Annotated in this window: 14 protein-coding genes; 2 read left to right on the top strand and 12 right to left on the bottom strand. The window is 42.7% G+C overall.

Annotation, left to right across the window (positions count from 1 at the left end):
- Positions 1-13: 13 nt before the first annotated feature.
- From ftsX to hpf, 7 genes are all read right to left on the bottom strand, one after another.
- Entirely contained in the window at positions 14-898 is an 885-nt protein-coding gene (gene ftsX / locus AC4EHK_RS04975; protein ID WP_490977681.1) for a permease-like cell division protein FtsX, read from the bottom strand.
- Entirely contained in the window at positions 888-1,574 is a 687-nt protein-coding gene (gene ftsE / locus AC4EHK_RS04970; RefSeq protein ID WP_490977680.1) for a cell division ATP-binding protein FtsE, read from the bottom strand. Before ftsE ends, ftsX begins: the two co-directional genes overlap by 11 nt.
- A gap of 266 nt (positions 1,575-1,840) precedes the next feature.
- Positions 1,841-2,182, bottom strand: coding sequence for a cytochrome c551 (cccB, locus tag AC4EHK_RS04965; RefSeq protein WP_490977679.1), 342 nt, complete (start codon positions 2,180-2,182; stop codon positions 1,841-1,843).
- 50 nt (positions 2,183-2,232) lie between these two features.
- A complete protein-coding gene (locus AC4EHK_RS04960; protein ID WP_490977678.1) occupies positions 2,233-3,105 on the bottom strand; it encodes a YitT family protein in 873 nt (290 codons plus the stop codon).
- 161 nt (positions 3,106-3,266) lie between these two features.
- A protein-coding gene (gene prfB, locus AC4EHK_RS04955; protein WP_490977677.1) for a peptide chain release factor 2 occupies positions 3,267-4,368 on the bottom strand; the annotation gives its coding sequence in 2 pieces (ribosomal slippage) (positions 3,267-4,295 and positions 4,297-4,368; 1,101 coding nt in all).
- A gap of 61 nt (positions 4,369-4,429) precedes the next feature.
- The gene (secA, locus tag AC4EHK_RS04950) at positions 4,430-6,946 is read right to left on the bottom strand and encodes a preprotein translocase subunit SecA (protein ID WP_490977676.1); all 2,517 of its coding nucleotides are present in this window, start codon (positions 6,944-6,946) and stop codon (positions 4,430-4,432) included.
- Between the two features lie 283 nt (positions 6,947-7,229).
- Positions 7,230-7,796, bottom strand: a complete 567-nt coding sequence (gene hpf, locus AC4EHK_RS04945; protein WP_490977675.1) for a ribosome hibernation-promoting factor, HPF/YfiA family — start codon at positions 7,794-7,796, stop codon at positions 7,230-7,232.
- A 126-nt stretch (positions 7,797-7,922) separates the two neighbouring features.
- Here hpf and AC4EHK_RS04940 point away from each other — a divergent pair, with 126 nt between their 5' ends.
- Together AC4EHK_RS04940 and AC4EHK_RS04935 are read left to right on the top strand one after the other, a co-directional pair.
- On the top strand, positions 7,923-8,630 hold the full coding sequence (locus tag AC4EHK_RS04940; RefSeq protein ID WP_490977674.1) for an SDR family NAD(P)-dependent oxidoreductase: 708 nt from the start codon (positions 7,923-7,925) through the stop codon (positions 8,628-8,630).
- 121 nt (positions 8,631-8,751) lie between these two features.
- On the top strand, positions 8,752-9,213 hold the full coding sequence (locus AC4EHK_RS04935) for a hypothetical protein (protein WP_490977673.1): 462 nt from the start codon (positions 8,752-8,754) through the stop codon (positions 9,211-9,213).
- Here AC4EHK_RS04935 and AC4EHK_RS04930 read toward each other — a convergent pair.
- The 5 genes from AC4EHK_RS04930 to AC4EHK_RS04910 form a co-directional block, all read right to left on the bottom strand.
- Positions 9,210-9,569: a PilZ domain-containing protein gene (locus tag AC4EHK_RS04930; protein ID WP_490977672.1), complete on the bottom strand. Its 360-nt coding sequence runs from the start codon at positions 9,567-9,569 to the stop codon at positions 9,210-9,212. The two genes, AC4EHK_RS04935 and AC4EHK_RS04930, sit on opposite strands and share 4 nt — an antisense overlap.
- A 39-nt stretch (positions 9,570-9,608) precedes the next feature.
- Positions 9,609-10,265: a ComF family protein gene (locus AC4EHK_RS04925; protein ID WP_490977671.1), complete on the bottom strand. Its 657-nt coding sequence runs from the start codon at positions 10,263-10,265 to the stop codon at positions 9,609-9,611.
- Entirely contained in the window at positions 10,262-11,590 is a 1,329-nt protein-coding gene (locus tag AC4EHK_RS04920) for an ATP-dependent helicase ComFA (protein WP_490977670.1), read from the bottom strand. The genes AC4EHK_RS04925 and AC4EHK_RS04920 overlap by 4 nt, the downstream gene beginning before the upstream one ends.
- Positions 11,591-11,628: 38 nt before the next feature.
- A complete protein-coding gene (locus tag AC4EHK_RS04915) occupies positions 11,629-12,462 on the bottom strand; it encodes a DegV family protein (protein WP_490977669.1) in 834 nt (277 codons plus the stop codon).
- A gap of 103 nt (positions 12,463-12,565) precedes the next feature.
- Entirely contained in the window at positions 12,566-13,132 is a 567-nt protein-coding gene (locus AC4EHK_RS04910; RefSeq protein ID WP_490977668.1) for a DUF4440 domain-containing protein, read from the bottom strand.
- Positions 13,133-13,138 lie beyond the last annotated feature (6 nt).

Raw genomic sequence — 13,138 nt, 5'->3', positions numbered from 1 at the left:
AAATAAATCCATCTTATACACGTAAAAACTTCCGGATTGACATGAAACTTCCCCAAATTCCGATAAATACACCCATCATTAAGATCAATGCACTTACTTGATAGATGAAGGGAGTAAATTCCAGTAGCTGAAACAGTTCTCCGGTCAAACGGGGTTGTGCAAAATCTGTAATTTCTTTGTAAAGCAATGCCACTAAGCCGATTGGAACGAGAGAGCCCAATATTCCGAGCCACATGCCCTCCAAAATGAATGGAATACGAACGAACCAGTTAGTTGCACCAACTAACTTCATAATTTCAATTTCACGGCGTCTTGCGACGATTGTGATGCGAATCGTATTAGATATCAGGAACATTGCTGTGAACAGCAACGCTAGGATCAAAACCAATCCAACATATCTGCCACCATTCAAAAAGTTAAACAGTTTTTCTATTTTTTCTTTGCCATATTCTACATTTTCGATACTTTCTAAAGCCGCAATATCTGTGGCTACTCTTTGGGTTTGCTGCGGATCAATTGCTTTCACATAAAAAACATCGAACAAAGGATTGTTTTGTTCGAATAAGCTCAGCTCATCTCCAAAATCAAGAACCAAGTCCGTTAATTCTTCTTCTTTAGTTGAGAAATTCGTTGATTCGACTCCGGGCAATTCCCTTATCTGCGATTCAAGATTTTGTACAGTCTCTTCTTCAGCGTCCAACGAAACAAATACTTTGATCTCTACGTCATTTTCAAGATCATCAGCCACTTTGTTTAAATTCATCATAATTAGGACCGATACACCGACCAACAGTAACGTTACTGTTACCGCACTAACTGAGGCAAATGTCATCCAACTATTGCGCCCGATACTTCTAAAGCTTTCTTTAAAGTGGCGCAGCAAAGTTCTAGCCTTCATAGCCGTAGTCACCTCCAGCTACATCACGGACGATTAATCCGCCTTCTATTGCAATTACACGGTGTCTGCGAGTATTGACAATTTGTTGATTATGAGTAGCCATAATGACGGTGGTGCCTGCTTTGTTGATGCGTTCGAACAGGTTCATGATATCCCAAGCAGTATCGGGATCCAGATTTCCTGTTGGCTCATCTGCAATCATTACTTTCGGCATGTTAACGATTGATCGTGCGATGGATACGCGTTGCTGCTCTCCACCCGACAATTCAGTCGGAAACATTTTTGCTTTGTGCTTTAATCCTACTAAATCCAATACCTCCATTACACGTCTTCTAATATCAGCTGGTTTTTCTTCAATCACTTCAAGTGCAAATGCCACATTTTCGTAGACACTCAGCTTTGTCAGCAATTTGAAATCCTGAAACACCACACCGATTTGACGACGAAGCATCGGCACTTTTCTGTTCTTTAATGTTGCTATGTCAATATCGTCAACGAACATTTGACCGGAAGACGGTCGTTCCTCGCGATACATCATTTTAATGAATGTTGATTTCCCTGCCCCACTTGGGCCTACGATATACACGAATTCTCCTTGAGCGATTTCTACATTGAGACCGTTCAAAGCGACAATTCCATTCGGATATTTTTTGTAGACATTTCTCATTTGAATCATTTTATTACCCACCTATTGTTAGTTGGCTCGCGCCAAATTATTTCCATAGAATTTCGCAGCAAACCCATTATAACACCTTAAACATATATTTTTATTACATTTCTGTATCATTTAAAATTCAATCTGAATAGTCTGAACTATAAAATATATTAATAAAAGCAATTAAAAAACATTATAAAAATACCAATTTATAACTTTTAGTCAATAAAAAAGTATTAAATTTATCAATAAAAACTCAAAAAAAATAAACCTGTTGCTTACCAGGTTTATTTCATATTCGCCAAATACTCCGCAACTGCTGTTGCTTCTTCGCCTTCGATAATGTTAGCAGGCATTGCACCTTGACCGTTTTCGATAACCGAAAGAATCTCTTCTTGAGACAATCGAGAGCCAACATCATTCAACGCCGGGAAATTTCCTGCGCCTTCCAGGTTCTCACCGTGGCATGAAATACAATTTTGTTGAACAACTTGCTCCGCATCGACAGCGGCTGTTTCTTCTCCGCCGCTTTCAGCAGGTGCTTCTGGTTCTGTGGTTTCATCGCCGCCGCCACATGCGCCCAGTATAAGTGTTGCACCGAATAGCATGGCCAGTAATTGCTTTTTCATATAGTGACCTCCTCTTGTCGTTTGTTTCTTCCTATTAGAGTATACCAAAATTACGGCCTTTTAAAACCTTCACCCAAAACTTCAGAGGCATCTGAGACAATAACGAAAGCAGATGGATCAATAAACTTGACCAATTGTTTCAGTTTTGTAAACTCGGTTTGAGGGATGACTACCATCAGTAGTGGTTTTTCAGTTCCTGAATAGCCGCCTGTTGCTGTCAATTCTGTTACTCCACGGTCAACTTCTTCGTAAATGGCATCGCGGATTTCCATTTGCTTTGTTGTGATAATATAAACCAGCTTTGATTGTCCAAACCCTACTTGGACAAGATCAATGGTTTTGGTCGTCACATACAAACCAATCAAAGCGTAAAGCCCTTTTTCAATATCAAATACTAATGCGGCTGCTAAAACGATAAAGCCATCAATCATTGCAACGCTTGTGCCCAGTGTCCAGCCTGTATACTTCGTAATGATTTGTGCAGCCAGGTCAGTTCCACCGGTGGATGCTTTTCCGCGGAAGACAATGCCAAGTCCAAGACCAACCATAATCCCACCGAATAATGCGCCGAGCAATGGATCTCGCGTCCAAGGCTCCCAGGACTCTGTCAAAAACACCACAAGAGGCAAGAATACGGTACCAACTGCAGTTTTAATTCCAAAGTTTTTTCCCAATAAAATTAGTCCTGCGATAAACAGGGGAATATTAAAAGCCCATTGAACAAATGCCGGCTTCCATTCAAACAAGCCCTTCAGTATCGTACTGATGCCGCTGACGCCACCCGACGCCACTTCATTTGGCAACAAGAACACATTAAAGGAAATAGCTACTATCGTCGATCCGATAATCACGCTGGCATAGTCTATGAACAAAGTTAGCAACGGATGCGGATCTTTGCGAAGACGCCGATTTTTTTTGGTCATTTTTTTCTTCCTCTTCTCTACTGTTCGGTTAAACCCTGTCAGAGTATACCAAACGCTAAAGGCTTTGTGAACTTCATCCGGGTAAAGCAAAGTTTTACAGGGGTAAGAATCTAAAAAGAAGCCCGAAAGCAAATGCGCTTTCGAGCTTCTTATACTTTAGGTCAATCCATTTTCGAACGCAGCAAGGAATTGATGAATCCATCAATATCGCCGTCCATGACAGCCCCTAAATTACCGGTTTCAAAATTGGTGCGGTGATCTTTGACCATTGAATAGGGATGAAATACATACGAACGAATTTGGCTTCCCCATCCGATTTCCTTTTGTTCTCCACGAATTTCAAGAAGACGTGCTTCTTCTTCTTCAATTTTCAATGCATACAACTTTGCTTTCAACATTTGCATCGCTTTTTCACGGTTTTTGATTTGTGAACGTTCCTGCTGGCACGTTACAACAGCACCCGTTGGAAGGTGAGTGATGCGGACAGCAGAATCCGTGGTATTGATATGCTGGCCACCTGCTCCACTTGCGCGGTAAGTGTCGATTTTTAAATCTTCCGTACGGATATCAATTTCAATTTCACCTGTAAATTCTGGCATCACTTCACAAGACACAAATGACGTATGGCGGCGCCCAGATGAATCGAACGGAGAAATCCGGACTAAACGATGAACCCCTTTTTCAGCTTTCAAGTACCCATATGCATTATGTCCACGAATTCCAAGGGTGACAGATTTAACACCTGCTTCGTCGCCTGCCAGGTAATCAAGCGTCTCGACTTTAAAGCCGCGCTTTTCTGCCCAGCGTGTATACATGCGCAGCAGCATCGAACACCAATCTTGTGATTCTGTTCCGCCTGCACCAGGATGCAATTCCAAAATGGCGTTGTTTTTATCGTAAGGCTCACTGAGGAGCATCGTCAGTTCATAGTCCGCCAACTTCGAAATGAATTGCTTCATATCTTTGTCGACATCTTCATGCAGATCATCGTCGTCTTCTTCTCTTAACAACTCCAAGGACATTTCCATATTTTCCTGTGTGTCCATAAAATCATAATACGTATTAACGATTTCTTTTAAACCGTTCAATTCTGTGATGACCGTTTGTGCTGATTCCTGGCTATTCCAAAAATCAGGATCCAGCATCATTTCATCCAATTCCTGTATGCGGGATTCTTTGTTTTCTAAGTCAAAGAGACCCCCTAAAGTCGGCCAATTTACTGGCTGATTTGTCGAGCTCGTTGCGAATGTCTGCTAATTCCATCATATGTTCCTCCTCAAAATAACACCGAAGAGCAAGGGCTCTTCGGCATTTTCACACATTCTTATGAAGCTGTGCCGTGGCAATTTTTATACTTCTTGCCGCTGCCGCATGGGCAAAGGTCATTGCGCCCAACTTCCATTTCTTTGCGGACAGGCGCTTTTTTCCGTTTTGGGGCTGGCCCATCTTCTTTCGGATTAACTGCCTGGCCTTTTGCCACTTCCTCGCGCTGAAGATTGTTGCGGATCTCGGCTTTCATCGAATATTTCGCTACGTCTTCTTCAATAGCTTCGACCATTGCTTCGAACATCGCAAATCCTTCACTTTGGTATTCGCGAAGTGGGTCGCTTTGTCCATAAGCACGCAAGTGAATCCCTTGGCGAAGCTGATCCATTGCATCGATATGGTCGATCCATTTTGTATCAATTGAACGGAGTAGAACTACTTTTTCAAACTCACGCATCCGTTCAGGTGTCATTTCGATTTCTTTTTCATCATAACGCTTAGTCGCTTTTTCTTTAATGAACGCAATAAGCTCTTCCTGGGATTTCCCTTGAAGATCTGCTTCAGTAATTGCATCTTCTGGAAGCAGATTTCCTGCAATCAATTCAGAAAGAGTTTTCAAGTGCCAGTCTTCCTGCTTTTCTTCTGCAGTATGTGCATAAACCATGCGTTCGATTGAACTATTAATCATGTTTTCTACCAATGCACGCATATTATCGGTTTCCAACACTTCCATACGCTCTTTGTAGATGATTTCGCGTTGCTGGCGAAGAACATCATCATATTGCAGCAGGCGTTTCCGTGCATCAAAGTTATTGCCTTCCACTCGTTTTTGCGCTGATTCTACAGAACGCGTCACCATTTTGGATTGAAGCGGCTGCGAATCGTCCATCCCCAACTTACCCATCATGTTGCGCATAGCATCCGATCCGAATCGGCGCATCAAATCATCTTCAAGAGACAGGTAGAACTGTGTAACACCCGGATCACCCTGACGTCCTGAGCGTCCACGCAACTGATTATCAATGCGTCGTGATTCGTGGCGCTCTGTACCAAGAACAGCAAGTCCACCTGCTTCAATTACACCTTCACCAAGCTTGATATCTGTACCACGACCTGCCATGTTGGTAGCAATTGTGACTGCTCCTTTTTGGCCGGCATTTAAAATGATTTCCGCTTCATGCGCATGGTTTTTCGCGTTTAGCACGGAATGTTTAATTCCTTTTTTCGTCAAATATTCCGAAATGATTTCTGATGTTTCAATTGCCACTGTCCCAACAAGCACTGGTTGGCCTTTGGCATGACGTTCAGCAATATCATCACCTACCGCTTTGTATTTGCCGGCAGTGGTCGAATAAATTAAGTCGACATGGTCTTCACGAATAATTGGTTTATTTGTCGGTATAACAATGACATACATATTGTAAATATTGCGGAATTCTTCCTCTTCCGTCTTGGCTGTACCTGTCATTCCCGATAGCTTGTCATACATCCGGAAGAAGTTCTGGAACGTTATAGTAGCCATCGTCATGGATTCATTTTGAATCTCCAAGCCTTCTTTGGCTTCAATTGCCTGATGCAATCCATCAGAATAGCGGCGCCCTTTCATTAATCGGCCTGTAAACTGATCGACAATGACAACTTCTTCCTCCTGAACCACGTAATCCACATCTTTGTGCATTGTGACATAGGCCTTCAATGATTGGTTAATGGTGTGATTCAAGCGAACATGGCTGATATCAAAAAGATTGTCGATGCCGAATGCTTTTTCAACCTTTTCAATGCCTTCTTCCGTCAAAACGACGCCTTTGGTCGTTTCATCATACGTGTAATCTTTGTCTTTCGTCAGCAAACGTGCGAATGCATTCGATTGCTGATACAATTGGGCAGCTTTAGCTGCTTGTCCTGATATAATCAATGGTGTCCGTGCTTCATCAATTAAGATTGAATCGACTTCATCAATAACTGCGTAATTTAATGGACGCTGGACCATATCTTCCTTATACAGCACCATATTATCACGCAAATAATCAAAGCCCAGCTCGTTATTCGTGCTATAAGTTACGTCAGCTTGATAAGCTGCGCGTTTTTCATCTTTCGTCAAACTGTTCAAGTTTAAACCAACAGACAATCCAAGCCATTCATATAGCTGACCCATCTCCAAAGCGTCACGGCTAGCCAAATATTCATTGACCGTTACAACGTGAACCCCTTTTTTGCTGATGGCATTCAGATAAACAGATAGGGTTGAAGTTAAAGTTTTACCTTCACCTGTTTTCATTTCTGAAATATTCCCTTCGTGAAGGGACACAGCACCCATAATCTGGACACGGAATGGATAAAGTCCAAGTACACGCTTTGAAGCTTCACGAATTGTTGAGAAAGCTTCCGGAAGCAAGTCATCTAATGTCTCGCCTTTAGCATGCCGTTCCACAAACTCCTCGGTTTTCGCTTGCAATGCTTCATCAGTCAAAGCCGCAAAATCTGAAGCCAGTGCTTCTACGCGATCTGCAACTTTCTCCAATCGTTTTAAATCCCGTTTATTCGGATCAAATACTTTGTTTAATACTCCTAGCATAATTATACCGCTCCCTGCGTAAGTGTCCGCCGGCATTTAATATACCGGATGATCGCTTTAGCTTTTATAGTGTCCCATTAAGCGCACGCGCTCAAAAAACTTATTTACCCAAATCATCACTAGTCAATTTTAAAAAAATCTCACTGTTTATTTTAACACTGCGCAGAAATGCGTGCAAATAATGATGACGCCGGACCTCCAGTTAAAGGAAGACAAACCAAAAGCCTCTCAAAAGAGAGGCTTTTGGTTACAGAGAATGCTAACAGCTGATCCGCTGTATTCCTTATTGTGCAGAAGTTTCGATCAAGCCATAGCTTCCATCTTTACGCTTGTATACAATATTTGTTTCATTGGATTCAGCATCAGTGAAAACGAAGAAATTATGTCCAAGCATATTCATCTGTAAAACCGCTTCTTCTTCATCCATCGGCTTCAAATCAAATTGCTTGGTCCGGACAATTGTAAAATCCTCTTCATCTTCAGTTTCATTTTGGACGCGTGTATCGTTCTCGGCAGTCGCAAAGGCAACACCCATACCATCGCGCTCACGGAATTTGCGATTTACTTTTGTTTTGTACTTGCGAATTTGACGCTCCAGCTTGCTGACAATCAAATCGATTGCTGCATACATATCATCGTGCCGTTCTTCAGCACGTAATGTCAGGTTTTTCATCGGTATGGTAACTTCCACTTTTGTTTGGTTGTGATTGTAGGATTTCAAGTTGACCATTGCGGTAGCATTTGCACCGTCTGTGAAATAGCGTTCAATTTTTTCGACTTTCTTTTCAATGTGGTCACGTATTGCGGGAGTTACCTCAATATTTTCGCCTCTGATGTTAAATTGCAACATGTTAACTCCTCCTTCTTTTGTGCTATCTGTACAATTCTACATGTTCCCTTGTCTTTCCTTCTTAAAACCAAAAAAGTTTTAAGAACATGAATTTCAGGTAAACAATATGACAAGGAGATGAAGTTCATGTTTACTAATAAAACCATCGTCATAACCGGTGCATCACAGGGCATCGGCAACAGTATTGCAGCACATTTTGCTGCCGAAAATGCACGTGTCATCGGGTTGGACGTTCAACCAGTTGAAATTGAAGGCGTAGAATACCGGAAATGCGACGTCGGGAATTTTGAGGATGTCATGGCAGTATTTAAAAGAATCAATGAAGATTATGGCGCTATCCACGCATTGGTTAATAATGCAGGCGTCTCAACTTTCAAATCCATCTGGGAAGTGGACGAACAAGAATGGGATGATGTATTAGATACTAACTTAAAAAGTGTCTTTATTTGCAGCCGGGAAGCTGCCCGCTATATGACAGAAGATATGCGGTCCATCATCAATATGACCTCGACACGGGCATTTATGTCGGAACCCAACACCGAAACGTATTCGGCATCAAAAGGCGGTATTTTTGCCTTGACGCATTCACTCGCAAACACGTTTAGCGAAAAAGGAATTCGTGTCAACTCGATTGCACCAGGCTGGATTCATACGGGCGACACTGCTGAATTGCGTGACGTCGATCACCAGCAGCATTTGAGCGGCCGCGTCGGTGAACCTGCCGACGTCGCCCGCGCATGCGTATTTCTAAGCAATCCACAAAACTCATTTATCAATGGCGAATGCCTGAACATCGACGGCGGCATGACCCGAAAAATGATCTACGAGCACTAAAGAAAAGCGAAGGCTGCCATGTAGCCTCGACAAGCGCTGGAAGCCTTACCGATAATGGCGTTTTTCGCCATTGTTGGTAAGGCTGAAGCGACTCGAGAGGCTGGTTGCCGGAGTCTAGACAATGAAAAGCGAAAGCAGCCATGTAACTCTGACGGGTATAAGACAGACCAGCGAAGCGGCGTTCTTTGCCGCACAGCTGGGTTGGCTTATGACCCGAAGAGCTGGCTGCTGGCGACTGGACACCACGAAAAGCGAAAGCAGCCTTGTAGCTCTGACGGGCATAAGACAGACCAGCGAAGCGGCGTTCTTTGCCGCACAGCTGGGTTGGCTTATGACCCGAAGAGCTGGCTGCTGGCGTCTGGACACCACGAAAAGCGAAAGCAGCCTTGTAGCTCTGACGGGCATAAGAACAGACCAGCGAAGCGGCGTTCTTTGCCGCACAGCTGGGTTGGCTTATGACCCGAAGAGCTGGCTGCTGGCGACTGGACACCGCGAAAAGCGAAAGCCACTAATTACTGATTCGATGAAAAACCAATTTCAATACTCTCAAAACATAAAAAACCGGCCTTGGCCGGTTTTTTAATTCATTTCTATTTCTTTCAATTCCCTTATTTCATTCAAAATGAGCATTTCTTTAATCGAGTTGCGCTCAAAGTCGGCGCCGTACATCCACCCTTGCTCATATTGCTGCATCCAAATAATTTCCGCGTCTGCAGAGATTGTTTCATGATTCAGAATAAATTCCAGGCTCACTGCCTTTTCTCCTGACTTTAACTCCTTTTCTGAAAAAAGCTTTGCTCCTTTAGGAGAAATATCAAGCAATAAACAATACATGTTAACAGAGGAAACACGATTCGCAAATGGCTCTCTTACTCGCAAATGTATTTCTGGTGGTGTGCCGAATGTATAACGAAAACTTTCTGTCCGTCTATAAAACATGGCTGTCCCTCCTTTTGTTCTTCTATCATAAACTATTTCCTAAGCACGGATAAGCGCTAAAATTTCAATTTCCTTCACGCCCTTTTCTTTCAACACCTTTGCAGCCAAGCGCATCGTACTTCCAGTCGTATACAAATCATCAAACAGCAATACTTTTTCAGGTACAGAGTTGCCATCCCACCAAAAGATGTCGTGCAGCGCCATTCTTTCTGACTTGGATTTTCCGCCCACACCTACTTCGTTTTTTCCGAGCAAATGTGTGTAGGAGACTGAGGCCGAGTCAAGCAACCGATCAACTTGAGAAAATGTGCGCTCTTTCAGTTTGTTTCTATTCATCGGAATCGGCACAATAACTGATTTCTGGCCATTTAATTCTTTTTTTAAAGCCTCTGCGAAAATTTCTGACAGCACAGCATCTTTGAGAAACTTATATTGATGCAAAAACTCTCTCATCGAATGGTTATAGTGATATAAGCATCTGCCTGAATCAATCATCCCAGCATACTCCGTCGTCTCCCACTCGCTGCAATTCAGGCACATTCCTTCCCCCAGCGCGCTGCAAATTGGACAACCGCCATCTATTTGTTCAAAACGTTGACGGCAGCGATCGCAAATAACTTCTTCCAGCTCATTAAAAAAGATGCTCCGCCAACTGACTTTCAAAGGCAGGTCACGGTCACATAAATAACAGTTCACTTTACACCTCCGCTATTGTAGGAAACAATGAGTTTTTTAGCCTTGTCCATCTGTCTCACAATACCGTTATGAAAAAAGACAACATCGCCATCTGGATTGTTTGAAGATCGGCCAACACGTCCTGCAATTTGAATCAATGCTGCTGCATCAAAAATGGGCTGGTCTGCTCCCACAACTGCCACCTGCACGTTTGGGATGGTAATTCCGCGCTCCAAAATGGTTGAGGTCAAAACGCCTGGGATTTTCCGGCTGCGCAGCTTCATGACTTTCTCTTTCCTGTCCTCGTCCTTAGAATGTACTGCTTCAATGCCTGGGTGTTTCTTCTTAAACAAAGCAATTGCCTGGTCAATCAATTCGATGGTTGGGAAAAAAACCAAAAAAGGTTCCTGTTTTTCTATTTTTTCATCTACCCAAACAGCTAGCCTGGCAGGGATCTTCCCTTTCGCAAAATCCTTTTCATAGCTCCACAAAGAACGGAATTCTGGGATTGGCAAAGGATAGCCATGAAAACGCTGAAAAATTTCTGAAGTATTTGGCACGTTTTTCAGCAATTCCCTGGAAGGAGTGGCGGATACGTAAACAATCGGAGCTTCTTTTTTCTTAGCTTTTATGACAGCCCGTTTTAAAGCTGGATCGTACGAATAGGGAAAAGCATCCGCTTCATCGACAATCATGACATCAAAAGCGTCTTGAAATCGATAAAGCTGATGAGTAGTCGCAATGACCAAACGGGCAAAACCCAACTCTTCTGGAGAATTTCCGTACAAGGTATGAATTGTTATGGTTGGGAAAACAGCACGCAATCTCGGGGCCAACTCCAAGACCACATCTGTTCTGGGAGCAGCCACGCAGACGCGTTGCCCTTTTTTTAACGCTTCAAAAATGGGAGGAAATAACAACTCAGTTTTTCCTGCTCCGCAAACAGCATAAACCAGGTGGTCGTTTTTTTGTGAGAGGCTCGTTTGAACTTCCTGTGAAGCTCTTTGCTGAAGGGGAGTGAGGTTACCCTTCCAAACAAATGAAGGGTTTTGAGGAGAAATCGTTGAAGGGGACGCCCAAGTAATCAGTTCCGCACAGGAACTAATGCGCCCCATCTTGATGCAATGCCGGCAATAATAGCAGATCGTACCACAGGCAGCACAGGAAAAAGGAATAATTTTTTTCGTGGATTTTTCAAGGCATCTGGCACATTGCCTTCCTTCCAGAATGCCTGGACTGACAGTAATGAGGCCAGTAGCAATGGCCCTATCAATCTGTTCTTGAGGAAACGGAGTGAAATTTCTTAGCCATATTCTCCCGGTTAAAAACTCTTCTAACTGCTGCATTTGCAGCCTCCCTTCATTAGAAAAAAAGCCCTAGCAGGTTATTTTTTCACCCAACCAAGACCCATTGCTCCTTCACCTAAATGCGTTCCGATAACAGGTCCGAAATAAGAAATTTCAAAATCTACTTCTGGACATGCAACTTCAAGTTCTTCTAACCACTGCTTTGCTTCTTCCGGCCGATTTGCATGAATGATCGTTCCCTGCAATTTTTGGCCATCTTTACTGTCTTCTTTCAGCAAATCAACAATTCGATTCATCGCTTTTTTCCGTGTCCGCACTTTCTCAAAAGGAACAATGATTTTTTCCTGAAAATGCAAAATTGGTTTAATTTGCAGCATTCCACCAACCAATGCTTGTGCACTGGATAATCTTCCGCCACGCTGTAAATGCTTTAGATCTTCTACCATGAAATAAGCACGCAAGGTTTTTTTCATTTGGTTTAATTCACTTAAAATACGTTGTGCATCAGCACCATCTCTTGCCATTTCTGCAGCTTTCACTACATAAAATCCCTGGAGTGCACAAGTAAGTTCCGAATCGAACGTATAAACTTCAATTCCATCAACCATTTCAGCAGCCTGCTGCGATCCCGAGTAAGTTCCGCTAATGCCGCTCGACAAGTGAATGGAGACCACTTCCTCATATTGGCCGGCAAGCTCCGTAAATAAATTGACGAATTCGCCTAATGGGGGCTGTGAAGTTTTCGGAAATTCTTTTTTTGCCTTTTGGTAAAACGCTTCTTCAGTCAACTCTTCTTCTCTATAAGAATGACCACCAAATGTTACTTGCAGAGAAACCATATGGATATTCAACGCTTTTCGTGTTTCCTTAGATAAATAAGCTGTACTGTCAGTGACAATTGCGGTTTTCATTGGTTAATCAGCCTCCTTTTCCAGTTTACCAAAAAAAGACACGTAAAAGACATAGAACAGAAAGACAAAATAAAAAAATCCCGCATTAGCGGGAAATCATTCATTAATTACCAATAAAATGAACACTGGTAACTTTCCACTCATTGTTTTCTTTTTTAAATACTACTACTTGACGCCCTTCCTGTTCGACAGCATCATCTGAATTCGCGTCCTTCATATTTACCGAAAGAGTAGCAAAAACTTCTGCGCGCTCTTCTTCATATTTCACAATGGTTTCATCCGTTGTTTCGTATTGAGTGTCATAAGTTTCAAAAGCTTGACTCAATGCCGCTTGGTCTTCTTCGCGATCAAATCCATCCGGTTCCTGAGCGATTGTTTGCATATAACGATCAATATCTTCAGAATTGAATGCGGCTATATATTCCTCATAAGCTGCCAAAAGGGCGCTCGCTTTTTCTTCTGGTACATCTGCTTCTATGACATTTCCTTCATCATCCACTGTAAAACCAGCGGATTCCTCTTGGTCTTCATCAATACCATGATCGATTGCATTGTTTTCATTTGCACTATTGCCATCTTCGACTGTATTTTCATTGACTGAAGGTTCTTCAGAATTCGAGCACGCAGCAAGCGTTAACATAAGGCCTGCAGCAATTATCAATTTTTTCATCATGCA

This window comes from Planococcus sp. TJ-307, from assembly GCF_058268435.1.
The sequence above is the reverse complement of the archived record's forward strand: the minus strand, read 5'-3'. Positions and strand labels throughout refer to the sequence as shown.